Annotated in this window: 22 protein-coding genes; 10 read left to right on the top strand and 12 right to left on the bottom strand. The window is 67.2% G+C overall.

The features are described from left to right. Positions 1–23 precede the first annotated feature (23 nt). Positions 24–656, bottom strand: a complete 633-nt coding sequence (gene rimP, locus DFR45_RS05405; protein ID WP_114482645.1) for a ribosome maturation factor RimP — start codon at positions 654–656, stop codon at positions 24–26. A 321-nt stretch (positions 657–977) separates the two neighbouring features. On the opposite strand from rimP, the gene DFR45_RS14590 reads away from it, so the two are divergent. Both DFR45_RS14590 and DFR45_RS05395 read left to right on the top strand, forming a co-directional pair. Further along, a complete protein-coding gene (locus DFR45_RS14590; RefSeq protein ID WP_199755285.1) occupies positions 978–2,000 on the top strand; it encodes a prenyltransferase in 1,023 nt (340 codons plus the stop codon). Between the two features lie 32 nt (positions 2,001–2,032). After that, positions 2,033–3,814 (top strand): ClcB-like voltage-gated chloride channel protein, encoded by a 1,782-nt coding sequence (locus tag DFR45_RS05395; protein WP_199755284.1) that lies wholly within the window; start codon positions 2,033–2,035, stop codon positions 3,812–3,814. Positions 3,815–3,889: 75 nt separating this feature from the next. Here the strand turns inward: DFR45_RS05395 and DFR45_RS05390 are convergent, their stop codons facing one another. Next, positions 3,890–4,795, bottom strand: a complete 906-nt coding sequence (locus DFR45_RS05390) for a class I SAM-dependent methyltransferase (RefSeq protein WP_114482642.1) — start codon at positions 4,793–4,795, stop codon at positions 3,890–3,892. 236 nt (positions 4,796–5,031) lie between these two features. Between DFR45_RS05390 and DFR45_RS05385 the strand changes: the two genes are divergently transcribed. Genes DFR45_RS05385 through DFR45_RS05375 form a run of 3 tightly spaced genes read left to right on the top strand, consistent with a single transcriptional unit; the run spans position 5,032 to position 7,335 of the window. After that, positions 5,032–5,769 carry a sulfite exporter TauE/SafE family protein gene (locus DFR45_RS05385; RefSeq protein ID WP_114482721.1) on the top strand — a complete coding sequence of 246 codons (738 nt, stop codon included), beginning with the start codon at positions 5,032–5,034 and terminating at the stop codon, positions 5,767–5,769. Between the two features lie 50 nt (positions 5,770–5,819). Then, the gene (locus tag DFR45_RS05380) at positions 5,820–6,716 is read left to right on the top strand and encodes a hypothetical protein (protein WP_144686916.1); all 897 of its coding nucleotides are present in this window, start codon (positions 5,820–5,822) and stop codon (positions 6,714–6,716) included. 22 nt (positions 6,717–6,738) lie between these two features. Further along, positions 6,739–7,335 (top strand): hypothetical protein, encoded by a 597-nt coding sequence (locus tag DFR45_RS05375; RefSeq protein WP_114482640.1) that lies wholly within the window; start codon positions 6,739–6,741, stop codon positions 7,333–7,335. A gap of 369 nt (positions 7,336–7,704) precedes the next feature. Here DFR45_RS05375 and DFR45_RS14750 read toward each other — a convergent pair whose 3' ends face one another. Next, entirely contained in the window at positions 7,705–7,830 is a 126-nt protein-coding gene (locus tag DFR45_RS14750; protein WP_114482638.1) for a phage integrase N-terminal SAM-like domain-containing protein, read from the bottom strand. A gap of 201 nt (positions 7,831–8,031) precedes the next feature. Between DFR45_RS14750 and DFR45_RS05360 the strand changes: the two genes are divergently transcribed. Both DFR45_RS05360 and DFR45_RS14805 read left to right on the top strand, forming a co-directional pair. Beyond that, complete coding sequence (locus DFR45_RS05360) at positions 8,032–8,244, top strand: type II toxin-antitoxin system HicB family antitoxin (RefSeq protein WP_114482637.1); 213 nt, start codon at positions 8,032–8,034, stop codon at positions 8,242–8,244. Then, the gene (locus DFR45_RS14805; protein WP_114482636.1) at positions 8,241–8,426 is read left to right on the top strand and encodes a type II toxin-antitoxin system HicA family toxin; all 186 of its coding nucleotides are present in this window, start codon (positions 8,241–8,243) and stop codon (positions 8,424–8,426) included. Before DFR45_RS05360 ends, DFR45_RS14805 begins: the two co-directional genes overlap by 4 nt. Positions 8,427–8,733: 307 nt before the next feature. Here the strand turns inward: DFR45_RS14805 and DFR45_RS05350 are convergent, their stop codons facing one another. The 6 genes from DFR45_RS05350 to DFR45_RS05325 form a co-directional block, all read right to left on the bottom strand. After that, positions 8,734–10,098, bottom strand: coding sequence for a TrpB-like pyridoxal phosphate-dependent enzyme (locus DFR45_RS05350; protein WP_114482635.1), 1,365 nt, complete (start codon positions 10,096–10,098; stop codon positions 8,734–8,736). A gap of 351 nt (positions 10,099–10,449) precedes the next feature. After that, positions 10,450–11,094: a hypothetical protein gene (locus DFR45_RS05345; RefSeq protein WP_144686915.1), complete on the bottom strand. Its 645-nt coding sequence runs from the start codon at positions 11,092–11,094 to the stop codon at positions 10,450–10,452. A gap of 55 nt (positions 11,095–11,149) precedes the next feature. Further along, a complete protein-coding gene (locus DFR45_RS14480) occupies positions 11,150–11,281 on the bottom strand; it encodes an EAL domain-containing protein (RefSeq protein ID WP_158636977.1) in 132 nt (43 codons plus the stop codon). A 91-nt stretch (positions 11,282–11,372) separates the two neighbouring features. Next, complete coding sequence (locus tag DFR45_RS05335; RefSeq protein WP_241659348.1) at positions 11,373–15,206, bottom strand: DEAD/DEAH box helicase; 3,834 nt, start codon at positions 15,204–15,206, stop codon at positions 11,373–11,375. Positions 15,207–15,267: 61 nt separating this feature from the next. Next, entirely contained in the window at positions 15,268–16,392 is a 1,125-nt protein-coding gene (gene mnmA / locus DFR45_RS05330) for a tRNA 2-thiouridine(34) synthase MnmA (RefSeq protein WP_114482632.1), read from the bottom strand. A 68-nt stretch (positions 16,393–16,460) separates the two neighbouring features. Beyond that, a complete protein-coding gene (locus tag DFR45_RS05325; RefSeq protein WP_114482719.1) occupies positions 16,461–16,946 on the bottom strand; it encodes an NUDIX hydrolase in 486 nt (161 codons plus the stop codon). A 330-nt stretch (positions 16,947–17,276) separates the two neighbouring features. Between DFR45_RS05325 and DFR45_RS05320 the strand changes: the two genes are divergently transcribed. After that, a complete protein-coding gene (locus DFR45_RS05320) occupies positions 17,277–18,260 on the top strand; it encodes a quinone oxidoreductase family protein (RefSeq protein WP_114482631.1) in 984 nt (327 codons plus the stop codon). 30 nt (positions 18,261–18,290) lie between these two features. Here DFR45_RS05320 and DFR45_RS05315 read toward each other — a convergent pair whose 3' ends face one another. Together DFR45_RS05315 and DFR45_RS05310 are read right to left on the bottom strand one after the other, a co-directional pair. Then, positions 18,291–19,181, bottom strand: a complete 891-nt coding sequence (locus DFR45_RS05315) for a creatininase family protein (RefSeq protein ID WP_114482630.1) — start codon at positions 19,179–19,181, stop codon at positions 18,291–18,293. Between the two features lie 44 nt (positions 19,182–19,225). Further along, positions 19,226–19,492, bottom strand: a complete 267-nt coding sequence (locus tag DFR45_RS05310; protein WP_114482629.1) for a CCDC90 family protein — start codon at positions 19,490–19,492, stop codon at positions 19,226–19,228. A gap of 107 nt (positions 19,493–19,599) precedes the next feature. Between DFR45_RS05310 and DFR45_RS05305 the strand changes: the two genes are divergently transcribed. Both DFR45_RS05305 and DFR45_RS05300 read left to right on the top strand, forming a co-directional pair. Further along, complete coding sequence (locus tag DFR45_RS05305) at positions 19,600–23,670, top strand: DUF748 domain-containing protein (RefSeq protein ID WP_114482628.1); 4,071 nt, start codon at positions 19,600–19,602, stop codon at positions 23,668–23,670. An 84-nt stretch (positions 23,671–23,754) separates the two neighbouring features. Further along, positions 23,755–26,067, top strand: a complete 2,313-nt coding sequence (locus DFR45_RS05300; protein ID WP_114482627.1) for a protein-disulfide reductase DsbD family protein — start codon at positions 23,755–23,757, stop codon at positions 26,065–26,067. Positions 26,068–26,102: 35 nt separating this feature from the next. Here DFR45_RS05300 and DFR45_RS05295 read toward each other — a convergent pair whose 3' ends face one another. Next, a complete protein-coding gene (locus DFR45_RS05295) occupies positions 26,103–26,732 on the bottom strand; it encodes an SCO family protein (RefSeq protein WP_114482718.1) in 630 nt (209 codons plus the stop codon). Positions 26,733–26,737: the final 5 nt, after the last annotated feature.

Here is a 26,737-nt window from a genome sequence, read left to right as displayed (position 1 = left end):
GCGCGTGCGGCTTGCGCCGCCGCTCAGGCACCGCGCCCTTTGAAGTCCACGATGGGCGCAAGCCGCGCCTCGCGCAGCTCGTCGAGCGTAAAGCCCAGCACCTGCACGGGCGCGGGCGCACGCTTTTTGCTCACCCTCTGCCCAGGCTTGGGCGCGGGCGCATCGCTCCAGACGATCTGCCAGCCCCCCGCATCGGAGCGCTCCAGCGTGCCGCGAAACTTCTTGCGCAGCGCATGCACTTGGCCCGCCGCCGCACCGCCTATGGGCGCCTTGAGGGTGATGTCGATCACCGCCCCCGTGAAGCGCACGAAATCCTGCTCATGGCGCAGCGGCCGGTCTATGCCCGGCGAAGACACCTCGAGGCGCTTGTAATCGACCCCCTCGACCTCGAGCGCAAACTGCAGCTGACGCGTGACCCGCTCGCAGTCCTCCACGGTCACGAAGCGCTCGACTGGCTCGACTGGCTCGATCGGCCCAGCGGGCTCTGCCGACTCCACCGGCCCGCTCGACGCGGCGACCTGCCCGGCGGCCGCCTGCGGCGGCGCCCATGGCATGTCTATGGTCACGCGCAGCAAGCCCCCCGCAGAGCGCTCGACCTCCACCAGGTCGTAACCCAGCCCGCGCACCACTTCTTCGACGACTCGCTGCAATGCCACAAAAATCCGTTCCCCGCCAGAAAAAACAAAAACCCGACAACCCTGAAAAATCTGCGGTCAACAACAGAAATCCCAAGGCTTCGAGCTCCCGAACCGATAACCCACGATGACCGAGCCAAAAAAAAGGGGCGGTTGATTCCCGCCCGCTCGGTCGTTAGCCGGCCATTGTAGCCGTGCATTGGCAACTTTGCAAGCAAAAAGGACGCCAAGCGCACGTTCGGTGGAACGTTCGATGAAACAATACGCCCGTATGCCAGACTTGCCCGCCACCTGCGTGCCGGTGGCGGTTGCGGTGATCAACACGCGAAACAATACGCCCGTATGCCAGACTTGCCCGCCACCTCTGCGGCCTCATCTTCCCTGCCCGGCACCGACACCGCCAACCAGGCGCCGGCGCGCACAGACGCCGCCACGCGCACGCCTTGCGCGCCCTGGTGGGGCCCGGCGCGCATGCCTTTTTTGTTGCTCACGCTCGCCTGCATGGCCTGGGCGGTGGCTTGCTGCCGCTGGCTCGCACAGCACGGCGGCAACGCGTTGCACTGGAGCGATGCAGCACTCGCCACCCTGGGCGCGCTCGCCGCGCATGGGGGCACCAACGCACTCAACGAATACGTCGACTTCCGCTCGGGTCTGGACGCATGCGCACAGCGCACGCCATTCAGTGGCGGCAGCGGCACCCTGCCCGCGCGCCCGCGCCTCGCCGCCGTGGCGCTGGGACTGGGCGTCGGCGGCCTGGCCTTGAGCGCCGCGCTGGGCTTGTATTTTCTCTGGCACCACCCCGCCAGCCGGCCCCTTTTGCTGCCGCAGGGGCTCGCGGGCCTTGCGCTTGCCGCCGCCTACACGCCCTGGATCACGCGCCACCCCTGGCTGTGCCTGCTCGCGCCGGGCCTGGGCTTTGGTCCGCTGATGACGCTGGGCACGACCGCAGTGCTGCTCGACGGCCCGGGCCCACAGGCCATCGCCACCATGGCCGTCGCGGCGCTGCTGCCTTTTGGCCTTGCCAATGCGCTGTTGCTACTCAACCAGTACCCCGACATCGAAGCCGACCGCCGCGTGGGCCGGCGCACGCTGCCCATGGTGCTGGGCCCATCGCGCACCTGGCCCGTGCTCGCCCTGCAATACCTGCTCGCTTACGGCGCCTTGCTCGCGTGTGTCGGGGCGCTGGGCTTGCCGCGCCCTGCGCTGCTGGGGCTGCTCACCGCGCCCTTGGCCGCACGAACCGTGCACGGCGCAATGCACCACGCGCACCACACCGCCGCGCTGCTGCCCACGCTGCGCCGCAACGTGCGCGTGTGCCTGCTCACGCTCTTGCTGGCCGCCATGGGCGTGGCGATGGGATCTTGAACGCCCCACCCCACTTCTTCACACACGCATCCATGTCGCGCGCCCCTTTCACCTTCACGCGCCGCCTTGCGCGGCGTTTGTTTTGGCAACGAATGCTACATTTTTCGCAGTGGCAAAGTACCTTGCTTTGGGCGATGGTGGCTGGTTTTCTGGGTGCCTTGGCAACGCTGGGATTTCGCTTTCTGCTCTATGCACTCGACCGCCTGGCGCTGGGCCGCGGCGGCAGCCTGGTGGCCATCGCGCAAAGCCTGCCCTGGTGGGCACGCCTGCTGAGTCCGACGGTGGGCGGCCTGCTGGCCGGGCTGCTGCTGGTGCTCGCGCGGCGCCTCGCACAACGCAGCGCCCGGCAAGGCAGGCCGCAAAGCGAAGCGTCCGACTACATGGAAGCCGTGGTGCTGGGCGACGGGCGCATCCCCGTGGCGCAGACGCTGGTGCGCAGCGCCTCGTCGCTGCTCTCCATCGCCAGCGGTGGCTCGATCGGGCGCGAGGGCTCCATGGTGCAGCTCGCGGCGCTGTGCGCGTCCGTGCTCGGGCAGCGGTTGCGCTTTCCCGTCGAACACTTGCGCCTGCTCGTGGCCTGCGGAGCGGCAGCCGGTATCACCGCAGCGTACAGCGCGCCGATCGCGGCGGCGTTTTTCATCGCCGAAATCGTGCTCGGCTCGATCGCCATGGAAAGCGTGGGGCCGATTTTGATCGCCTCGGTCTGCGGCCACATCACCATGCAGCGCTTCGGCCTGGGCGCACCGCCCTACACCCTGCCCGCGTTTGCCGAAGTCACCGGGCCCGAGGTGGCGCTGTTCGCGCTGCTGGGCCTCTTCATGGGCGGCGGCGCGGCGCTGTTTCTGCAGGGCATGAACCGCAGCAAGCACCTGTTCGCGCGCCTAGCGCCGCCGCTGCCGCTGCGGCTCGCGCTCGGGGGGTTGGTGGTGGGGCTGATTTCGATCTGGCTGCCGCAGGTTTGGGGCAACGGCTACAGCGTGGTCAACCAGGTGCTGCAACAGGGCGACAGTATGGGCTGGAGCTGGCTGCTTTTGCTGCTCGCCGCGAAGATGGTGGCCACCTTTGCCACCGTGGGCTCGGGCGCGGTGGGCGGCGTGTTCACGCCCGCGCTGTTTTGCGGCTGCTTCGTGGGCGAGCTGTTCGGCCTGGGCGTGCACGCCTTGTGGCCCGCCGCCTCGGCCGCGCCCGTGGCCTACGCGGTCACGGGTATGGGCGCCTTTCTCGCCGCGGCCACGCAGGCGCCCTTGATGGCCATCCTGATGATCTTCGAGATGACCTTGCGCTACGAAGTCATGCTGCCGCTGATGGCCTGCAGCGTGGTCGCCTACTTCGTGGCGCGCTCGATCGGTGCCGGCTCGATGTACGAGATCACCATCAAGCGCCGCGAACATGGCGACGAAAAGCTGCGCCTCGCGCAGCTGCGCGTGCGCGACCTAGTGCAGCCCACCGACACCGTGGTGCCGCCGGACGCCGACCTGGAAACCATGAGCCGCCTATTTCTGCAGCAGCACGTGAAGTATCTCTATGTGGTTGATGCACAGCGGCATTTCCTCGGCGTGGTGCCCCTGCCCGCGCTGAGCGCGCACGCCGCACGCACCCCTACTGCGCCACCGCCGCGCGCCGCCGACCTCCTGACACAGGAGCTGTGCCCGCTCACGCAAGACATGCAACTGGGCGAAGCGCTGCAGCGCTTTCTCGAACACCACGGCGAACGCCTGCCCGTGATCCGCTCCGCGCAAGACCCGGTACTGCTCGGCGCCGCGGACAAGAGCACGCTGCTGGCGACTTATGTGCGGCTGGCGCAGACGTGGTGAGGTGCGCCATGATCGGGGCCGATACCCCGACCCTGAATTACTCCGGCTTGCCCGCAATAGGCCGGAAAGACGCACTCACTCCCCCACCCCAAAGCGCGCCCCCAATGCTGCGTCGAGCCCGAATTGGGCCAGAAGGGCGTGCAGGCGCTCGGCGGCGCTGCGTTTTTTCTGCCCGGTGTGGCGCGCGATGATGAGTTCGTTTTTCAGGCTGTGTTCCCAGCCGACGAATTCGGTCACGGTGACGTGGTAGCCGCTGGCTTCGAGGCGCAGGCAGCGCAGCACGTTGGTGAGCTGGCTGCCGAATTCGCGCGTGTGTAACGGGTGGCGCCAGAGTTCGGCCAGCGGCGTGCGCGCGAGGTGCTGCGCCTTGTCGCGGCGCAGGCAGGCCGCGACTTCGGCCTGGCAGCAGGGCACGAGCACCATGGCGCGCGCCTTTTTTTGCAGCCCGAAGTCGATCGCATCGTCGGTGGCGGTGTCGCAGGCGTGCAGCGCCGTGACGATGTCGATGCGCTCTGGTAGTTCGGCAGCCTGCGCCGACGCGGCGGCCGGGAGGTTCAAAAAGCGCATGCGCTCGAAGCCCAGGCGCTGCGCCAGGGCGCGCGATTTTTCGACGAGCTCGGGGCGCGTTTCTATGCCATAGACCCAGCCGCGCCCGAGCGGCTTGAAATACAAGTCGTAGAGGATGAAGCCCAGGTACGACTTGCCTGCACCGAGGTCGGCCAGCGTGGGGCCGAACGCGGGGTCATGGCCATGCGCTGCGCACTCTTGCAGCAGGGGCTCGATGAATTGGTACAGGTGATAGATCTGCTTGAGCTTGCGCCGCGCATCCTGGTTGAGCCGCCCCTCGCGCGTGAGCAGATGCAGCTCTTGCAGCAGCGCGATGGACTGGCCGGGACGCAACTCAGCCGCGTCGGGATGCGTGGCCGCTGCGGCCGTGGCGGCGCTCGCAGGGCGTTTGCGCCGGGGAAGAGACGTGGTCATGGGCGGGATTGTGCCGGTTGGCAGGCAAGCCCCTTGCCTGACACGCCGCGACATTGCTACATTTTTTATTGCAAAATACTGATCATTAAATTGGCATGCAGCGCTCAAAAATTCAGCGCAAGCAGCTTCTGGAAAAAGAGCAAAAATGCAAGATGCTCCGCTTGCTGCAAGCCCTTGTCCTCTATGGTATTTTTGCCGGCTTTGCAGCGCCCGCGCTGGCATGGAGCATTCTTTTGATCCTGATCCTGATTTTTCTGGCCGGCCTGTGGGCCGGCGTGCAAAACGCCCTTGCGGGCGGTGGCTCTTTCATCACCTTGCCGGCGCTCATGCTCGCGGGCATGTCGCCGCTTGCGGCCAACATCACTTCGACGGTGGCACTGTTTCCGGGGCAGATCACCTCGGGGCTGGCGGGGCGGCGGCTCGTGACGGGTGCGGGGCGGCTGCCGTTCTGGGCGCTGTTCGTGATCAGCATCGCGGGCGGGGCGGCGGGCGGGTTGTTGCTGCTGCACACGCCGCCCACGGTGTTCGCGCGCCTCGTGCCCTGGCTGGTGCTGTTTGCCACGGTCGTTTTCGCGTGGGGGAGTTTTTTTCGCAAGACGGGCGATCAGGCCACACACATCGGCCCCGTGGCCGCGGGCATTGCGCAGTTTTTGATCGCCATCTACGGCGGCTACTTTGGTGGCGGCATCGGCTTTTTGATGATCGCCGCGCTCACCATGGCGGGCCTGCCCACGCGCAACGCCGGGGCCACCAAAAACGCGCTGGCCGGCGTCATGAACGCCTCGGCCGTGGCGCTGTTCGTCACCTCGCCGGAGTTGCACTGGCGCGAGGCGCTGGTGCTGTGCGCAGGCGCCATCGGCGGCGGGCTGATCGGCTCATGGGCGCTGCAGCGCGTGAACGAGCGCGCGCTGCGCGTGGCCATCGTGTGCATCGGGCTGGCGCTCACGGTGGGGTTGTTTTTGAAGCCGGTGTAGGGTAATTTGGGCGATTGATTAAAAAGCCGCTTAAAATTCAGGGAAAATTCATGGAACACGTGCAAGAACTCTGGATCATGTACAACCAATGCGCCAACCTGTTGGCTGAGTTGCTTGGCGGAACGGGTGGTATCGTGGGCGAATATGGCGAACATCTGGCTCTTCAGCATTATGGCGGCAAGCGTCTTCCGGCCTCCAACAAAAGTGCGGACATTGAAGGGCCCAACGGCAAACTGTACCAGGTGAAGTCCAGAAAATTGAGTGGCAGCACCTCTACTACGCAATTAGGTATCATCAGGTCGTGGGATTTTGATGTATTGGTGGTGATGATTTTTGACGCAAAAGGGTATTTGCTGAAAGCGCTGGAAATATCCAAGGACGTCGCCCAGGCATTGGCAAAGCCCAACAACCATCAAAACGGCTACGTGATCACCACGGATCAGGCATTTTTCAACCACCCGCAAGGCAAAGACATCACGAGCGATATTGCAAAATTTACGCCTCTCGCAGAAGACGTCCTTGTCAAGAAGCCAGATGCCATCCTCGCAGCTCCAAAGCATCATGCCCCAATGACAAAAATGCAAAAAGCCGTTGCCCTAGAAATTGTCAATGTGACGCCGAAGAAGGGCATTCACTTCTCGAATATCAATGAAGCCACTCCGGTCTGGTGGCTCGATATCCCGACATGGGAAATTGAATCCGAGAAATTGGAACTCATCACCTTTGTGTTACATGATCCTGATGGGCGCCGGCTGCACGTACTTGAAATCCCAACTGCGTTCCTTCGAGAAAACATCAAAAGTTTATGCTTTTGGTCCAAGAAGACCGGAGATTTCTATAGTTTTGTGCTTTCCACTGATCCGAAAAATAAATTCACCAACATAAGGCCTATTGATTCCGGATTGGATTTTTCAAAGTTTCTGAAAAAATCCGTCCCCACGCCATAATTCCATGAACCCCAATTGCCCAATGAATGCCAAACGCCACGCATTCACCATCGTCGCAGCAGTGTCGCGGCTGCATGATGCGGGCTACGGGCGCTTGCGTATTCTGTGCTACGTGAAGGACGGTATCAGTGCTTGGCGCCACAGGCTTTTTGCTTCTGACGGCTTCAACCCTGATGACGCGCCAGGGACGTTCTTGTATTCGCTGCCGGGCCGGAGCATTGCCACCGGCAAGAACTCCAGGGCCGTTGCGGCCCATTTGCTCAAGGCATTTCCCGAACTGATGCAGGCAGCGCAAGGCCCTTCAGACGACTATGCCGCCTGGCTTCGAAGCCTTTTGGTGCAGCACCCGGGCGCCGTCTTCGAGATGGAAGAGCCGGAACATGCGTTGGTCAATGGATGGCGCGTGAAGTCGCCGTTTTTCGGCGAGCGCCCGGACGACACCTTTGCCGTCCATTTTTTCAAATTGCTGCTTGATCGCCGGAATTCTCTCTCTGGTGGCGGCCTGGGTGTCGATGGTGAAAAGACCGTGACAAAGCGTGCGGCAGCCTATGATGCGGGCAAGATATCTCCCTGCCCCGCAGACGAGGTGTTTGCCTTGGCCAGGAGGATTGCTCAATGAGCAGAAGGCTGCTGTTTCTCCCCGATGCGCGCCGAGAATTTTTGTCGGCGGTGGCTTTGTACGAGGAGGCGAGGCCCGGCCTTGGGGCCGAGTTCGCTCGAGCCGTTGAGCAGGCGGCGGGAAGGGCGCTCGCTTTCCCTCGGTCTGGCGAGCCCTCGGTCGCGGATACACGCTGCGTCGGGGTTGCGGGGTTTCCGTTCTCGCTGTCGTATCGATCGCAGGGCGACGGCGCGCTGCTCGTCCTGGCTGTTGCGCGCCCCAGCAGATGGAATTACTGGGGCGGCGTCACCCGCCGTGGGTGAAAGACAAACATTCCGGCACGTTCGGCCACGTGCCGCGCCGCTGCACTGCATGGTCGTGTAATTGGGGTCAGATGGCAATTAGCAGCGCGTTCAGGGCCTGGTTGTGGGTGGACGGCGCTTTGCGCCGTTCGTTGGCCAGCATATTCAGGAATGCCTCCCCTTCCGCCGCCCCTACGTCGCGCGGGTGGCGCATGCCTTCCGCACGGCCATGCCAGCGGGTACAGCATCAAGTCTGTATCCCGTTGATGTGGGACAGCTTTGAGGATGATTCTGTGCCAAGAATATTCCGCACTGCCCAGCTTATCCGAAAGTATCTGCCGGATACATTACCTTGGGTCGCTTGAGGCGAACCCTGAGACCTCACCGCGATAGACTTCGAACAGAGGTGCAGATCATGAATCAAGCATATACGGCGGTTGTGAAGCAGGATGGGCCCTGGTGGATCGGCTGGATTGAAGAAATCCCTGGGGTCAATTGCCAGGAGCCCACTCGGGCCGAGCTCCTGGATTCTCTACGAGTTACGCTTGTGGAAGCACTGGAGATGAACCGCGAAGATGCCCGCCATGCGGCGGGCAATGACTATGAAGAACTCAGCATCGCTGTATGAAGCGGCGCGATCTGCTCCAGCATCTCACTGCTCACGGCTGTTCATTGTTGCGAGAAGGCGGCAGCCATTCCTGGTGGCACAACCCAACATTGAACAAACGAAGTGCAGTTCCTCGTCACAACGAAGTAAACGACTACCTGGTGAAAAAGATCTGCAAAGATCTTGGTGTTCCAGCACCATAGCGCGGCGCCAGCAGGCGCTTCAAGCCGATGCTCACGCCCTGCGCTGCGCTCCGGTGCGCTCCGGAGCGAGCGCGGCTTAAGCTGAGCGTTAGGACGCCCACATCGCACTCCGCAGGTAATTGGAATCTGACCCCATTACTGACCCCAATTATTCGTAACGCAGCTTCCATTTGCGACTGCTCTGTCGTTGTATCCGGGTACAGCCGATAGCTGGGTGCGACTATGGGCGCCACCGTCCGGGCCTGCACGACGATGATGCTGTGTATCGGAAAACGTGGGCCGGTAACGCAGGCGATATGGTCATTTCCTATGCCCCCACCGCCGGCAGCCCCGACAGCGCCTGCGCGAGTTCGCGCTCGTCGTAGGACTCGTCCTTGAGCTGGCCGGCGAAGTAGGCCTGGTAGGCGGCCATGTCGAAGTGGCCGTGGCCGCTGAGGTTGAAGAGGATGGTCTCGGCCTTGCCCTCGCGCTTGCAGCGCAGCGCTTCTTCGATTGCGCCCTTGACGGCGTGGTTGGCTTCGGGCGCGGGCACTATGCCTTCGGCGCGCGCGAACTGCACGCCCGCGGCAAAGCAGTCCACCTGGGTGTAGGCCACGGCTTCCATCAGGCCCAGCTCCCGGACGTGGCTCACGAGCGGCGCCATGCCGTGGTAGCGCAGGCCGCCGGCGTGAAAGCCTGGCGGCGTGAAGGTGCTGCCCAGCGTGTGCATCTTGGTCAAGGGCGTGAGGTGCGCGGTGTCGCCGTAGTCGTAGGCGTATTTGCCGCGCGTGAGGCTGGGGCAGGCGGCGGGCTCTACGGCCACGATGCGCGGCTTGGGGCCGCCGCGCAGGCCGTGGCCTATGAACGGGAAGGCGATGCCGGCAAAGTTGCTGCCGCCGCCGGTGCAGGCCACGACCACGTCGGGCCAGGTGTCGGCCATTTGCATCTGTTCCATGGCTTCGAGGCCGATGATGGTCTGGTGCAGCAGCACGTGGTTGAGCACCGAGCCCAGTGCGTATTTGGTGTCGTCGCGCTGGGCGGCGATTTCCACGGCCTCGCTGATGGCGATGCCGAGGCTGCCCGGATGGTCGGGGCGCTCGGCCAGGATGCGGCGGCCGTATGCGGTTTCCGTGCTGGGCGAGGCGATGCAGCGCGCGCCGTAGGTTTCCATGACGGCACGGCGGTAGGGTTTTTGCTCGTAGCTCACGCGCACCTGGAACACCTGCACGTCGAGCCCGAAGAGCTGCCCCGCAAACGCGAGCGAGGTGCCCCATTGGCCGGCGCCGGTCTCGGTGGTGAGGCGGCGCACGCCGGCCTGCGCGTTGTACCAGGCCTGCGGGATCGCGGTGTTGGGCTTGTGGCTGCCGGCGGGGCTCACGCCCTCGTATTTGTAGAAAATCTTGGCGGGCGTGCCCAGCGCCTTTTCGAGGCGGTGCGCGCGGTACAGCGGCGCAGGGCGCCACAGGCGAAACACCTCGCGCACGGGCTCGGGGATTTCGACCTCGCGCGTGGTGGTTACTTCCTGCTCGATCAGGCTCATGGGAAAGAGCGGCGCCAGGTCGTCGGGCGCGATGGGCTGCAGGGTCACGGGGTGCAGCACCACCGGCAGCGGCGCGGGCAGGTCGGCCTGGATGTTGTACCAGAAGCGGGGCATCTGGCTTTCCTGCAGCAGGTATTTGGTCGGGGAACTCATGCGTGCGTCTCCTTCAATAAACGAAAGCCATGGAGCGCACATGCGCCGCCATGGCAGAATTTGCTATATTTTTGATTGCAAAATTTGCATCATGAAAACGACCTCTAGCGCAGGTATTATCTGCGCTTAAAGCTCACTTTTCCGTTAGCAAAAACCAATCATTGGCGGTTTTGGCGCCGCCTAGCAGCCTGTCGGACTTTGGGCGTCGAAAGCGAGAAGGTGCCCCAGCGAGGCCAGTTTTTGCCGGATTCGCAGCCCCATAGCGGGACTATGGGGCAAGAAGCCGGTAAAAAATGGGCCGCTGCGGCGCATTCGCAGCCGACGATTCCAAAGTCCGACAGGCTGCTAGGCTCACTGCGCTTGGGGCTCATCGGCCGCGGGCTCGACCACGATCGCCATCGAGCGCGTGATGCGGGCCTTGACCTGGTCGCCGACTTTGACTTTTTCGAGGCGCGCCGGGTCGCTCACGTGCACGTCATAGAGGCGGTCGTTGGCGTCGCGCAGCGTGACCACGCTGCGGGTGCGGTCCAACGCCTCGACGTTGGCGACGACGACGATGGTCTGGCGCGCCAGGCCGCCGGGCTGGCCGCTGGGCAGCGGACGCTCGCCCACGCGCTCGACGCGCTCGCGTATGCCAGAGCCGTTTTTGGCCAGCTCCAGCGCAATGCTGACGTGGTAGCGCACGTGCACGCGGTCACCGCGCTGGATTTTTTCGAGGTTTTGCACCTCGGGGCCGACCTGATAGATCGAATAGCCGCCGCCAGGCCGCTTGATGACGATTTGGCGCGCCGCCGTGTCCACGTCGACCACGATGCCCGTGCCGCTCACCGTCATTTCTTTGAGATCGGCGTCCTCGACCTTCTGGTGCTTGTGCCCCGCAGGGTGCTTTTGCGCCATCGCTGCGGGCGTGGCCATGCCCAAGGTAGCGGCCAAAGCCAGCGCCGACCAGGGCAGGAATTTGCGGGCTTGGGAGGAAACTCGAAGGCTTGCTTTCATCAGGGACTCCTGGGTGGTGAGGGAAAGAGGGGTGGAGGATTTTCACACCGGGGCGTCACGCAGCCCGCGCTTGCAGCCACGCGCCCAATTGCCCGGCGGGCATGGCCTTGGCGAGCAGCCAGCCCTGGTAGTGGTCGCATTGCGCAGCGCGCAGAAAGTCGAGCTGGGCCTGCGTTTCCACGCCCAAAGCATACTCTGTAAAAGCAAAGCGTCGGTCAAGCAACTTGCTTGCCACGTTGGCGACTGCGCAGCCGTGCGCTGCCGCCCTGCCCCGCGCGCTACTCCAGCGGCCGCAGCAGCTCGGCCAGATCGTCCTCGGTGAAGAGCGGCTCCTTGCGCGCGCTGGCGCCGCTGTACATGCTGCTGGCGAGCTCGGCCTTGCGCTCTTGCAGCGCGAGGATGCGCTCTTCGATGGTGCCCTGCGCGACGAGCTTGAGCACCCACACGCTTTGCGTCTGGCCGATGCGGTGCGCGCGGTCGGTGGCCTGGGCTTCGACGGCGGGGTTCCACCACGGGTCGTAGTGGATCACGGTGTCGGCCTGCGGCAGGTTGAGCCCCACGCCGCCGGCCTTGAGGCTGATGAGAAAGAGCGGCACTTCGCCGCTCGTGAAGCGGTCGATGACCTCGTCGCGCTTGCGCGTCTGCCCTGTGAGCTTGGCCCACTGCAGCTTGTGCTTGTGCAGCTCTTGCTCGATCAGCGTGAGCATGCTCGTGAACTGCGAAAACAGCAAAATGCGCCGCCCTTCGGCAAGCATTTCGGGCAAGAGCTCCATGAGCTGCTCGAGCTTGGCCGAGGTCTTGACCTTTTTTGCGGCATCGAGCGGCACCAGGCGCGGGTCGCAGCACACCTGGCGCAGCTTGAGCAGCGCGTCGAGGATGGTGATCTGCGACTTGGCCAGGCCCTTGGCCGCGAGCGCCTCGCGCACGGTTTTTTCCATGCCCAGGCGTATGGTTTCGTACAGGTTGGCCTGCGCGCCCGAGAGCTCTACGCGCAGCACGGTTTCGACCTTGGGCGGCAGCTCGTGCGCCACCAGCGCCTTGGTGCGGCGCAGCATGAAGGGCGTGATGCGCGCGCGCAGCTGCGCCAGGCGCTCGGCGTCGCCGTGCTTTTCGATGGGCGTGCGGTACAGCTCGGTGAAGCGCTTCTGGCTGCCCAGAAAGCCCGGCATCAAAAAGTGGAACAGGCTCCAGATTTCGCCCAGGTGGTTTTCCATGGGCGTGCCGGTGAGGCACAGGCGGTGGCGCGTGTCGAGCGCGTACACCACCTGCGCGGCGTGCGTGCTGGCGTTTTTGATGTGGTGCGCCTCGTCGAGCACCACGATATGCCAGGGGTTTTGCAGCCAGCGCTCGCGGTCGCGCTGCAGGATCGAATACGGCGCGATCACCAGGTCGTATTCAGAGAGCGTTTGCGCCACCTCGTGCCGCTCCTTGCCGTGCAGCACCAGGCTGCGCAGCTGCGGGCAAAAGCGCGCGGCCTCGCGCTGCCAGTTGCCCAGCAGGCTCACGGGGGCAACGATGAGCGCGGGGCGGTCGAGCCGGCCCGCGTCTTTTTCGACCTGGATGTGCGCGAGGGTCTGCAAGGTTTTGCCCAGGCCCATGTCGTCGGCGAGGATGCCCGCGAGGCCGTGCGCGCGCAAAAACTGCAGCCAGTTCAAGCCCTGCTGCTGGTAGGGGCGCAGGCTGGCCTGCACGCTCGCGGGCACGGCCACTTCGGGCAAGGCAGCCTGGCCGCGCAGCTGCTGCAGCAGCGCACGCAGCGCCTCGGCGCCCTGCCACTGTGCGCCTTCGCCGAGCGCGGCGCTCGCGCGTAGCGCCTCCAGGCGCGACAGGCGCAGGCCGTCGCCCGCAAAGTCGTGCCCGCGCTCGCCCACGAGTTCGAGCAGCGCGGCCATCCAGGGCTTGAGCGGCTCGGTGGGCAGGCGCACGAAGCCCTCGCCGCCGGGCATGGGCAGAAACACGTAGGGCGGCAACGTGGGCTCGCCCGTGGCGGGGTTGGGCGGGTGCGCGGCCGCCGCATCGATGAGGTCGGGCAGCCAGGGCAGGATGTTGTGGCGCTGGCCGTCGATTTCCATGCCCAGCGAGAGCGTGAACCAGGGCGAGGTGCTGTCGTCGCCTTCGTGCAGGCCCGCGTCCTCGGCCCCGCCCGCACCTTCAGGGTGCATGCGCACGTCGAGCACGTCGGCATGGCGCACCCAGCCGGCGAGCTCGGGCGCGAGCGTGAGTGCAAAGCCTTCGGCGCGCAGCGGCGCAAAGTCCTGCTCGAACCATTCGAGCCAGGTGCTTTGCAGCGCCGGGCCAGGCAGGTAAAAGCGCCCCGCGTCCGTGCCCAGCAGGCCCAGCGCCTGCAATCGCGCAAAGGCTGCGCGCTCGGCCTCGGGCTGGCGCACGAGCAGGATGCGCCGGGTCTTGGCCACGGCGGCCGCATCCGCAGCATCTGCCGCCGCAGCGTCGGCCGCAGGCGCATCGAGCAGCACGGGCGCGCCGTCCAGCCCCCACCAACCGCGGTGGCCCTGGTAGTCGAACTGCAGCTGCGCGGTGATCAGACCCTGCACGGGGCGCTCGGCCAGCGGCGTGGGCGCAAGCGTCAGCCAGGCTTGCGGCGCACCGCCTTCGACGCGCTCTATTTCCGGCAGCACCGGCGGCAGCGGCAGCCGGCCCAGGCGCTGCACGAGGTGGTTTTGCTGCTGGCGCAGCGCGCGCTCGTCCAGGGCCGGGGCGTGCAGCAGCAGCTCGAGCTGCGCGGGTGTGAAGCCGTCGGTCTGCAGCAAGCCCGTCAGGCCCAGCTCCAGGTCGAGGTACAGCGGTGGATCGTTCAGGCACAGCCAGACGCGCGGCGCGGCGGTGCCGGCGGTGGCGGTGGTGCCGGCGCTGGCGGCTGGGGTGGGCGTTGCGGAGCGGCTCGGCACCGCGGCGCCGGGCGCCGGGATGGCGGGTGCGCTGGATGCGGCGGCCATGTCGGCTGCGGCTTGTGCTGCTGTGGCGGCGCCCGGTGCCTGCAGCAGCTCGGGCGACGCCTCTTGCGCCGGCGCCTCTTGCGCCGGCACCTCTTGCAGCGGCGCGGCGAGCCGGGCGCAGAGTTGCCAGAGGCGCGGCGCCGGTGCTTCGGTGGCTGCTTCGGCGGCTGCCTCGGCCGCAGCGTCGGACGGGGCTGCCTTGGCGGCCCTGCGTGCTTTGTCCGGCGCCACCTCCTGCCATGCCCAGTCGAGCGCGCGCGGCGGCCCCCAGCGCAGCGGCATGCCGAGCTCGTGGGTCTCGGTGGCGGCAAACAGGCGCCCCGTGCCCGCGGCCATCTCGAGCGCCATCACGCTCAACCGCCCTTCGAGCACGGCGCTCGGCAGGCTGCCGCTGTAGTGGTAGTAGTAGCCATACGAGGACACTTGCGGCACGCTCGCGAGCAGCTGCAGTATCTGGCGATCGGCTTCGCTCGCGTGGTCGTAGGCCTGGTTGCCGGGGCCGGGCGGAGTGCGGATGTTGCGCGGCTTGGCCCAGCCGCCCGAGACTTTGGGCGTGGACAGCACGGCCTCGAGCCGCAGCAGTGGCCGGCGCGAAGTGCGGCCCTGCACCGAAAGCAGGTACAGGTATTGGTCGATGCGCGGCGCGCGGCGCTCGCCCTGCGCAGCGCGCGGGCCGCGCTGGGACGGCTGCAGCTCGGCGCTGTCGAGCGCTATCAGCCAGTCGAGCAGCCTGGCCTCGGCCTGCAGGCGCTCTTGCTCGGCGCGCTGCGCCCGCAGCCGCTCGCGTTCCTCGGGGCTGGGCTCCGGCGCCGCGGCCATCTCGGCGGGCGCAATGCCGTGCGTCTGCAGCCAGCGCTGCCCCTGGTACGCGGCCTTGAGCGAGAGCGCGACGGCGTGCTTGCATTGAAAGCCCACCGGGCAGGTGCAAAGGCCCTGCCAGGACTGCAGCACGCCCTTGTGCCGAAAGGCCAGCTGCACGACCACCTCGTAGGGCTCGCGCTGCGTGCCCTGCACTTCGCCGCTGACCTGCCAGCGGTCTGCGAGCGCTTCGATGCGCATGCTGAGCACGCGCTGCCCACGGTACAGCGCCGCGCCGCGATCCCAATTGTTGGAGGAACAGAGCGCGCGCAGCGAGTCGGGGTCAAACCAGGTATTCATCAAAAGAGTCGCTTTTTCGTAGGGATTTCGGTCGCACCGGAGGCTGCAGGATCGCCCGGCCTCAATCCGCCGCTGCCGGCTCGGCCGCGGCGATCACTCCGCCGCCCAGGCACACCTCGCCCGCGTAGAGCACCGCGCTCTGGCCGGGCGTGACGGCCCACTGCGGCGTGGCGAATTCGAGGCAGAACTGGTCACCCTGCGTGTGCACCAGCGTGCACGCCGCATCCTGCTGGCGGTAGCGCGTCTTGGCGGCGTAGGCGCCCGGCGCGGGCGGCTGGCCGGCGACCCAGCTTGCGTCTTGCGCATCCAGGCGCTGCGAGAGCAGCCACGGGTGGTCGTGCCCCTGCACCACGCGCAGCACGTTGCTCGCCAGCTCCTTGCGCGCGACGAACCAGGGCGCGTGCGCGCCGCCGCCGCGCTGCGCGCCGCGCTCTTTGACGCCGCCTATGCCCAGGCCCTGGCGCTGGCCCAGGGTGTAAAAGCTCAGCCCCACGTGCTCGCCGAGCTTGCGCCCCTTGTCGTCGAGGATGGGGCCGGGCGTGTGGCGCAGGTAGCGCTGCAAAAATTCACGAAACGGCCGCTCGCCAATGAAGCAGATGCCGGTCGAGTCTTTTTTCTGCGCGTTCGGCAGCCCGATCTCGGCGGCGATGCGGCGCACCTCGGCTTTTTGCAGCTCGCCCACGGGGAACAAGGTCTTGGCAAGCTGCGCCTGGTTCAGGCGGTGCAGAAAATAGCTCTGATCCTTGCCGGCATCCAGCCCCTTGAGCAGCTCGAACCGCCCGCTCGCCGGGTTCTGGCGCACGCGCGCATAGTGGCCGGTGGCGATTTTTTCCGCACCCAGGCGCATCGCGTGGTCGAGAAACGCTTTGAACTTGATCTCGGCATTGCACAGCACGTCGGGGTTGGGCGTGCGCCCGGCTTCGTATTCGCGCAAGAATTCGGCGAACACGCGGTCTTTGTATTCGGCCGCGAAGTTGACGTGCTCGATTTCGATGCCCAGCACGTCGGCCACGGCTGCGGCATCGACGAAATCGACATTCGACGCGCAGTATTCACTGTCGTCGTCATCTTCCCAATTCTTCATGAAGATGCCGACGACTTCATGCCCCTGCTGCTGCAAAAGGTAGGCCGAGACGGCGGAATCCACCCCGCCCGAGAGGCCCACGACGACGCGGTATTTGTGCATGGGCGGAATTATCCCGCGCCAGGCTGGCTGCAGGCAGCGCTTGCGGCGTCAGGCGATTGCGTTGGGCATCAGGCACCACCGTTCCACACGCTCGCGTCGGTGTGGATCAATTCGAGCGGGTGGCGCTGCCCGGCCAGGTAATCGTGCAAACATTGCAGCAGCACGGGGCTGCGGTGGCGCTCGGCGCAGGCGCGGATTTCGTCGGGCGTGAGCCACAGCGCGCGCACGATGCCCTCGTCGAGCTGGCGCCACTCGTGGTGCGTGCCCACCGTGCCTGCAAAGGCAAAGCGCAGGTAGGTGATGTCGTCGCCCGTGCGCGTGCGCCGGAAGCGGTTGAGGTAAATGCCCACCAGCGCCGTGGGCGTGAAGTCGTAGGCCGTCTCCTCGAGCACCTCGCGCACGCAGGCCTCTATGGGCGACTCGCCCGGGTCCAGGTGCCCGGCCGGGTTGTTGAAGCGCAGGCCATCGGCCGTGTCTTCTTCGACGAGCAGAAAGCGGCCTTCGCGCTCGATCAGCGCCGCCACGGTGACATTGGGTTTCCAGCGGTTGGGCATGGCGCGCATTATCGCCATGCACGCGCCGGCTCGTGCGAGCGCGCAACGCCGACAGGCTGCATGCCGGCTTCAACCCAGATTGTTCATTAGGACGCGGGATGGTGGCGAGGCGGCTGGCGTGGCAGTTTGGTCGCGGGTGAGAAGTCCATGGCCAGTGCCATGGACGCCGAAGCCGCGGCCGAAATGACCGGCAGACGTCCGCCAACGCCCGCGTAGGTGCGCAGTACCGCCTAATGGACAATCTGGGTTCAATACACCGCGCGCAATTTCGTGGCACGATGGCGCCCCTTGTTTTTGCTCTGTTTTTGTTTTCACAGGAGACGCCCTGCCATGAGCCTTGCCGTCCAAATCCGCCAACCCGGCGGCCCCGAACAACTCCAAATCGTCGATGTGCCCGTGGGCGAGCCCGGCCCCGGCGAGGTGCGCATCCGCCACCATGCCGTCGGCTTGAACTTCATCGACGTTTACCACCGCACGGGCCTGTACCCGCTGCAACTTCCTGCCACCATAGGCATGGAGGGCGCGGGCGTGGTCGAGGCCGTGGGGCCGGGCGTGACGCACCTTGCCGTGGGCGACCGCGTGGCCTACGCGAGCCACCCGCCCGGCAGCTACTGCGAGCGCCGCGTGATGCCGGCGCAGTGCGTGTGCAAACTGCCCGACGGCATCAGCTTCGAGACCGGCGCGGCCATGATGCTCAAGGGCCTGACGGCGCAATACCTGCTCAAGAAAGTGCGCCCCGTCGAAGGGCTGGAGCCCGGTGACCACGTGCTGTTCCACGCGGCCGCGGGCGGCGTGGGCCTGATCGCGTGCCAGTGGGCCAAACACCTGGGCCTGCAGCTGATCGGCACCGCAGGCACCGATGACAAATGCCGGCTCGCGCTCGCCAACGGCGCCGCGCACGCGATCAACTACCGCACCGAGGACTTCGTCGCGCGCGTGCGCGAGATCACGGGCGGCAAAGGCGTGAAGGTGGTGTACGACTCGGTGGGCAAGGACACCTGGGACAAGTCGCTCGACTGCCTGCGCCCTTTCGGCCTGATGGCCAGCTTTGGCAACGCCTCGGGCCCGGTGCCGCCGTTTTCACCCGCGATTTTGGGCGCCAAAGGATCGCTCTACGTCACGCGCCAGACGCTGTTCACGCACATCGCCACGCGCGAGAGCACGCAGGCCATGGCCGACGACCTGTTTGCCGTGGTCTTGAGCGGCGCCGTGAAAATCCACATCGACCAGCGCTACCCGCTCGCCGAGGTGCAGCAGGCGCACCGCGACCTCGAAGCGCGCAAGACCACGGGGTGCACGATTTTGACGCTGTGATATTCATAGCGCGCCCGGGGCGGCGCTGAACTACGCCCCCGCCCCGAAATCCGGCCCCGGCGCGAGCGTGCCGAGCGGCAGCGCATGCAATTCCTGGAGCAGCAAGGCAAGCTGCTGCGCCGCGGCCTCGACCAGGGCGCGGCCTTTGGCGGCGCTGGCGGCGGCGGCGTTGCCCACGGCGCCGGCGCGGTGGTAGTCCTGCATCTGCCAGCCGAGCTTGGCGCTTTTGCCGTTGCCCACAATGGCGTAGCGCGCCGCGCGGTCTTGTGCGCTCGAGTGAAAGTCGCGCGCCTCGTGCATGGCCACGCGCTCGGGGGCGAGGTGCAGCATCATCGAGGTTTCGATCTCGCCCGCGTGGATGCCGAAGCGGTGCTCGGTGGCGCTGAACAGGCCCTGCACTTCGTCGGGCAGCGGCAGGCTGAACCAGCTTGCGCCATAGACCAGCAAGTCGCACTGCGCGCGCAGCTCGCGCGCAACGATGTCCATCACGCTGACCTGCCCGCCGTGGCCGTTGAAGAGCAGCAGCTTTTTGACGCCCGCGCGCGCCACGCAGTGACCGATTTCGGTCCACAGCGCAAGCACCGTGGGGGGCGAGAGCGTGAGCGTGCCGGCGAAGCGGCTGTGCTCGGTGCTGAGCCCTACGTTTTGCGGCGGCAGAAAGAGCACGGGCAGGTCGGCGGGCAGCAGCGGCAGCGCGGCGGCTATCACGCCTTGCAGCAAGGTGGCATCGACCGAGAGCGGCAGGTGCGGCCCGTGCTGCTCGATCGCGGCCACGGGCAGCACCGCGATGGTCTGCGCGGCCAGGCCAGACGCCTGGCGCGCAGCAAACTCGCGCGCGCTCAGGTCGGCCCAGAAGCGCACGGGGGCGGTGACGGACGAGACGGTGGTGGACGGGCTGGGCGGGCTTGTGGGTGCGTTCATGCCCGCGATGGTAGCGGCCGATGCGCGACTGGCGGTGGCCGCGCTCAGAGCAATTTGACCAGCGTCGCGACGACTGCGGCCTGGGCAACCAGCATGCCCGCGACCCATTTGATGAGGTCGGTCTTGGCGTCTGCGAGGTCGGCTTTGGTGGCCATGCGCAATTCGACCAGATCGGTTTTGGTCGTGAGCTGGGTTTGCTCCGTGAGCGCATCCGCCAGCGCCTCGGCCTGCTCTTCGGCCAGACGCGGATCCATGCCGGCGGCCTTGAGCCGGTTGGCGTATTTCAGGGTATCGAAGGTGATCGCGCTCATGGCGTGAAGTTTAGCAATTCCACCCATGACAAACCGCAACGAAATTGCAACGCCGCCTTGCCCGCATGCGCTACGCTTGCCATGTTTCATCGCTGATTCATCAAACCATGCGCCAAGCCTCCATGCCCGCCCTCTCGTCCGCCTGGCGCCGCTACCGCTGGCTGCGCGCTGCGGCCTGGGCGCTGCTGGCGCTGGGGCTGTGGTGGCTGCTGGGCTGGCTGGTGTTGCCAAGCTTGCTGCACCGGACGCTGGAGCGGTTTGCGAGCGCGCAGCTGGGCCGGCAGGTGACGGTGGGCGCGATCGCGTTCAAGCCCTGGTCGCTGGAGCTCACGCTGCGCGACCTGGACGTGGCCGGCGCCCGGAGCGCCCCTGGAGCCATTGACGCACCGGGCGCGCCGGCCACACCGCCGCAGTTGCACATCGCCAGCATTTACGTCGATGCCGAGCTGCAGTCGCTGCTGCGCCTGGGGCCGGTGGTGGACGCGCTGCGCATAGACGCGCCCGTGCTGCGGCTCACGCACCAGGGGCAGGGGCATTACGACGTGGACGACATCATCGCCAAGTTTTCGGCCCCGTCCGAAAAGCCGCCTGCGAGCGCTGGCCCCTTGCGCATGGCGCTCCATAATTTGGAGCTGACGCACGGCAGCATAGACTTTGCCGACCTGCCCGCGGGCACGACCCACCGCGTGCGCGTTCTGCACCTGGGCCTGCCGTTTTTGAGCACTCTGCCCGCGCAGCGCTTGACCTACGTGACGCCGCAGCTTTCGTTCACCGTGAACGGCAGCCCGTTCGATCTGCAGGCGCAGGCGCAGCCCTTTACGCCCGAGCGTGCCGGCAAGGCTGCGCTGCACTGGAAGCGGGTCGATCTGGCGCCCTATCTGCCCTACCTGCCCGCCAGCCTGCCGGTGCGGCTGCAGGGCGCGGTGCTGGACGTGGATTTGCAGCTGAATTTTGCGCAGGCGCCGCGCCCCAGCGTGCAGCTCTCCGGGCAGGTGCTGGCGCACCAGCTGCGCCTGGCCGACCGGCAGGCGCAGCCGCTGCTGGCGCTCGAGCAGCTGCGCGTGGACTTGACCGACGTGCGTCCGCTCGAGCGCGTGGTCAAGCTCGCGCTGGTGGAGTTGACGGCCCCGCAGGTCTATGCGGCGCGCGCTGCAAATGGGACATTGAATTGGGCTCAACTCGGCGCACAGCCTGCGCAAGCAGCTACGAATTCCGATAACAAGGCAAGCGCCCCAAAAGCACCAGAAACCGCCGCCGCGAACGAACCGGGCAAAGGCGCGGCCGCCCATGGAGCTGCCGTTGCTACGGCCAAGTCCGCCGCCCAGGGTGCAGGAGTTCCCAGCGCTCCCGCCAGCACCCCTGCCGCCACGCCGGCCGCCCCCGCCGACGCGGGCTGGAACGTCGAAGTGGCGCGCGCCGCCGTGCAGGGCGGGCGCGTGCAGTGGCGTGACGCGAGCACGCGCCCTGCGGCGGCGCTCGAAGCGCACAACATCAGCCTCGAAGCAACGGGCTTTGCGCTGCCCTGGCGCAAGCCCATGCCGTTGCACGGCGCGCTGGAACTGCCCGCGCAGGGCACGCTCGCCTTCGAAGGAGAGGCCAGCGCGAACAGCGCCAAGCTGCAGGTCAAAGCCAAGGACGTGGCGCTGCAGCTTGCGGCGCCGTATCTGGCGCAGCTGCTCGAGCCCACCTTGACGGGCCAGCTCAGCGGCACGCTGGGCCTGCAGTGGCAGGCGCCGGGCACTGACGCCGCCAACGCCGCGCACCCCGGCCTGCGCCTGAGCGCACAGCCACTGGTGCTGCAAAAGCTGGCCCTGCGCCAGGGCAAGGACACGCTGGCCAGCGTGGGCAAGGTCGAATTGCAAAACGCTGTGGCCGACTTGGCGCAGCGCCAGATCACGCTGCAGCGTCTGGCGATTGCCGAGCCGCAGCTGGCCGTGGCTCGCGATGCACAAGGCCATTGGATGTTCGAGCGCTGGCTGCGCGGCGGCGTCCAGATGGCAGGCGCTGATGCACAGCCGCCCGCCAAAGCCGCTGACCAGGCCGCCAAAAAAGCCGCCGGAAAAGCAAAATCTGCGCAGACCACCCCGGCAGCCGTGCCGTGGCGCGTACAGCTGGGCGAGCTCGCGCTCAGCGGCGGCGCCGTCGATTACAGCGACGAGGCGAGCAGCGCCACCGTGCGGCCCGTGGCGCTGCGCCTGTCGGCGCTGCAAATCCAGGCGCGCGAGCTGAGCGCCGAAGCGCGCAAGCCCATTGCGCTGCAGCTGTCCGCCCAGGTGGCAGCGCGCCGCGGCAAGCCCGGGCAGCTGCGCTACCAGGGCAGCCTGACGCCCACGCCGCTCGCGCTGCAAGGTCGCATCACGGCGCAAAAGCTGCCGCTGCAGGCGCTCGACGGCTACCTGGGCGAGTTTCTGGCGATCCGCCTGCGCCACGCCGAGCTGGGTTTTCTCGGCCAGCTCGCGCTTGCGCAAACGCCGCAGGGGCCGAAGCTGCTCCTCCATGGCGACATGGCCCTGGACGCCCTGCGCGCCGACAGCACGGCCGCCTCCACCGCCAAGACGGCGCCGCAGGTGGGTCAGGAGCTGCTCGCCTGGCAAGACCTGAGCCTGCGCGGCCTGCGCCTGGCATTGGCGCCGCAGCAGCCGTTGCGCTTGGACGTGCGCGAAACCAGCCTGAGCGACTTTTACGGCCGCATCGCGCTCAACGAGGAAGGGCGCCTGAACCTCGCCGACATCGTCAAGCGCACGGGCAAAGACGCAGGCGGCGCGGCAGCTGCAGGCGCGCCGGGCGGCGCCAGGGCTGCGCCCCCGGACGCGACGCCCGCGCCGGCCGCAGGGCAAACCGTCGCCCAAGCCACGCCGCAAGCCCCCGCCCCCACCACGCCCCCCGCCCCGGCGCGCGACCCGCTGGCGCCGGTGATCCACTTCGGGCCCATGAGCCTGGTCAACGGCACGGTGCAGTTTTCGGACTTTTTCATCCACCCCAACTACTCGGCCGACCTGTCGCAGCTCACGGGCAAGCTCAGCGCGTTCTCGTCCGAAGCGCCGAACGGCGTGCCCGAGCTCGCCGATCTCGAGCTGCGCGGGCGCGTCGAGGGCTCGGCCACGCTGGAGGTCACGGGCAAGCTCAACCCGCTCGTGCGCCCGCTGGTGCTCGACATCCAGGGCAAGGCACGCGACCTGGACTTGCCGCCGCTGTCGCCCTACGCGATCAAATACGCGGGCCACGGCATCGAAAGCGGCAAGCTCAACATGGACGTGGCCTACAAGGTGCAGCCCGACGGCCAGCTGACCGCGAGCAACAAGCTGGTGCTGCACCAGCTCACCTTCGGCGAGCCCGTCGAGGGCGCGCCGACCAGCCTGCCCGTGCGCCTGGCCACGGCGCTGCTGGCCGACAGCAACGGCGTGATCAACCTCGACCTGCCGATCAGCGGCTCGCTCAACGACCCGCAGTTCCGCCTCGGGCCGGTGATCCTCAAGATCATCGGCAACATCATCACGCGCGCCGTCACTGCCCCGTTCCGGCTGCTCGCGCACGCCTTTGGTGGCGGCACCGAAGATCTGGGCCAAGTGGTGTTCGCGCCCGGCAGCCCCGAGCTCACGGCCGCGGCGCGCCAGCAGCTCGACAAGGTAGTGCAAATGCTCACCGCAAAGCCCGCGCTGCAGGTCAGCGTGACCGGCATGGTGAACCTCGTGCAGGAGCGCGAGGGCCTGCAGCGCGAGCGCCTGCGCCAGCTCGTGCTGGCCGAAAAGCGCCGCGCCGGGCGCGCCAGCGCCGCCAGTGAACCCGCCACGCCGGGATCTGCCGGCGCCGCAGCAAAGGCCCCTGCGCCCACCGCGCAAGACCTGGCCACCGACGAGGAACCCACCTTGTCCGCCGACGAATACGCGAGCCTGCTCAGGCGCGTGTACCGCCGCGCCGACTTCCCCAAGCCGCGCAACCTGCTGGGCCTGACCAAAGACCTGCCCGTGCCCGAGATGGAAGCGCTGCTGCTCGCGCACCTGCCCGCGAGCGAAGACCTCGCCCGCGAAGTGGCCACGCACCGCGCCCAGGCCGTCGTGCGCTACCTCAGCGCGCACCAGCTACCTGCGCAGCGCCTGTTCGTCAACGCCCCCAAGGTCCGCACCACGCCCGAAGAGGGCTGGGTGCCGCGCGCGGAACTCGGGCTGGCGATGCGCTAACCTCCACGCCCTGAGCAGCGGGCGTGCCGGTGAACCATTGCGCGCCGACAGGCTCTGACATGCCAAACCCGCCTGTTTTGCACCATGCCCCATCGTTGCTTTTCCCGGTTTTTAGTCACACTCTTTTTGATAGCACTTAGCGCCCTGTGGACGGGCGCCAGGGCCGAATTTTCTTTGAAACTGGGCAGCGCCGTCGCGCCCGCCTCTGCCAGCGCGCAAGCGCGCGCCGATGCCACCGCGAGCGTGCGCACGCCGCATGTGCAGGCGCAGTTGCTCGTGCATGCGCCCGCAGGCGTGGCGCCGGGGCGGCCGTTGTGGCTGGGCCTGCAGATCAGCCACCAACCGGGCTGGCACACCTACTGGAAAAACCCCGGCGATTCGGGCCTCGCGACCGAGCTGCACTGGCAATGGCCACCGGGCCTGCAGGCGGGCGAGGTGGCCTGGCCCGTGCCGCAGGTGCTGCGCGTGGGCGAGCTGGTCAATTACGGCTACGAGGGCCAGGTGCTGCTGACCGTGCCGGTACAGGTCACGCCCGGCTTTGCCGCGCCCGCAGGGCAGGACGCGCTGCCCGTGCGCCTGCACGCAAACTGGCTCGTGTGCCGCGTCGAGTGCATCCCCGAAGAGGGCGACTTCGCCGTGGCGCTGCCGCTGCGCGGCGCCGTCGCACTGCACGCCGAGGCTTTTGCGCGCGCCCAGGCTGCCCTGCCCCACCCTCTGCCACCCGGCAGCAGCGCGCAGGTCGAGGGCGAAATGCTGCGCCTGCGCGTGGTGGGCCTGCCAGCACCGTTGCGCGGGCAAAAGCTCGCGCTGCTGCCCGAGACGCCCGAGGTGTTCGCCCCCGCCGTGCTCGCCGCTGGCGGCTGGAAGCAAAGCTGGACGGGCGAGGTCTGGAACGCCGAGCTGCCGCTCGCACCGCAACGTGACGCGACGCCGGCCACGCTCGCGCTGGTGCTCGTGCCCGCGGCGCCCGACGCCAAGCCTGCCAACGGCGCCACGCAAACCGCGGTGCAGGCTTGGCGCGCCGTGGCCACGGTGCAAGGGCAGTGGAGCACGCCAGCGCGCGCGCAAGTGCCCGCGGCGCTCGCCGAAGCGCTGGCCGCGAACCAGGCGCAGCAGGCCAACCCAAGGCCCGAGGCGGCGCCCTCCTCCACCGCGCCGCCGGCCATTGCCGCGTCCGGCGCCGGTGGTTTGCTGCCTCCCCTGCTCGGCGGCCTGCTCGGCGGACTGCTGCTCAACCTCATGCCCTGCGTGTTCCCGGTGCTCGCGATCAAGCTGCTGGGCCTGGCGCAGCATGGCGGCCGGCGCCGTGCGCAGCGCCTCGCGGGCCTGGCCTATACGGCTGGCGTGCTGCTGTCGTTCCTCGTGCTCGGCGGGCTGCTGCTGGCCTTACGCGCAGCCGGGGCGCAGCTGGGCTGGGGGTTTCAGCTGCAGTCCCCCGCGGTGGTCGCGCTGCTTGCGGCGCTGTTCACGCTGCTCGGGCTCAATCTGGCCGGTGTGTTCGAGTTCGGCGGCTTCGTGCCCAGCCGCATTGCCACGCTGCAGGCGCGCCACCCGGTGGTCGATGCCTTTTTGTCGGGGCTGCTCGCGGTGCTCGTGGCTTCGCCCTGCACGGCGCCGTTCATGGGGGCGTCGCTCGGTTTTGCGCTGGCGCTGCCGCCTGCGCAGGCGCTCGCGGTGTTTGCCGCGCTGGGGCTGGGCATGGCCTTGCCTTTTCTTGCTGCCGCGCTGGCGCCCGCGTTGGTCGGCTGGCTGCCGCGCCCCGGCGCCTGGATGCAGACCTTTCGCCACGCGATGGCCTTCCCCATGTTCGCCACGGTGGCCTGGCTGGTCTGGGTGCACGGCCAGCAAACCGGCATCGACGGCGCAGCTGCGCTGCTGATGCTGCTGGTGGCGCTCGCGGCCGTGGTCTGGGCGCTCACGCTGCGTGGCCGCGCACGGCTCGTCATTACAAGCATTTTGATAGCTGCTAGCGCCCTATTGGCGGGTGCTACAGGCCAATTTGTGCTCAAACCCGCGGCGCAACAGGTGCGCGCCGGTGCGAGCGCTTCCGGCGCTGCCGCCCTCTGGCAGCCCTGGTCGCCGGCGCGCGTGGACGCGCTGCGCGCGCAGGGCACGCCGGTGTTCGTCGATTTCACCGCCGCGTGGTGCGTGACCTGCCAGTTCAACGAGCGCACCACACTCGCCGACGCAGACTTGCTGGCCGACTTTGCCGCGCACCGCGTGGCCCTGCTGCGCGCCGACTGGACGCTGCGCGATCCGGCCATCACCGCCGCGCTCGCGCAGCTCGGGCGCAGCGGCGTGCCCGTTTACGTGCTCTACGCGCCGGGCCGCGCGCCGCAAGTGTTCAGCGAGATTTTGCGCACGCAGGAATTGCGCTCGGCCTTGCAGGCGCTGTAATCGCCGCCGCGCCCGCGGGCACGGAGCGCCCCGGCTCAGCGCGCCGGGGTTTCGTGCAGCAGCGCGCGCACGTCGTCGGCCAGCGCCTGCGCGCCGCTGCCGTAGCGGTGGAACACGCGCACACGCCCTGCCGGGTCGAAAATGTAGCTGCCCGCCGAATGGTCCATGGTGTAGCTCGTGGGCGTCTTGCCCTCGACCTTTTTGTAATAAATCTTGAACTCCTTGGCCACGGCCGCGGTCTGCTCGGGCGTGCCGCGCAGCGCGATGAAGCTCGGATCGAAGTTCGCCATGTACGCCTTGAGCAGCTCGGGCGTGTCGCGCTCGGGGTCTATGGTCACGAAAACGCCTTGCAGACGCTCACCGTCCGGCCCCAGCAGGCGCTTGGCCTCGGCCAGCTCCTGCAGCGAAGTCGGACACACATCGGGGCATTGCGTGTAGCCGAAGAACACCACGACCACCTTGCCCCGAAAGTCCTTCAGGCTGCGCGGCTGGCCGTTGTGGTCGGTCAGCTGCAAGTCGCGCGCGTACTCGGCGCCTGTGATGTCCACGCCATGGAAGCTGGGCTTTTGTTCGGAACATGCCGTAAAAACGGCTCCAGTGCACGCCAATACAGCGCAAGCAGCTACGATTTTGATTGCGTTTCGGCGTCGCGGTATGGGGTGCATGGTCT

This window comes from Extensimonas vulgaris (assembly GCF_003337425.1).
GTDB classification, from domain to species: Bacteria; Pseudomonadota; Gammaproteobacteria; order Burkholderiales; family Burkholderiaceae_C; genus Extensimonas; species Extensimonas vulgaris.
Note: the sequence above shows the minus strand (reverse complement) of the source record. Positions and strands in the feature narration are given on the sequence as shown.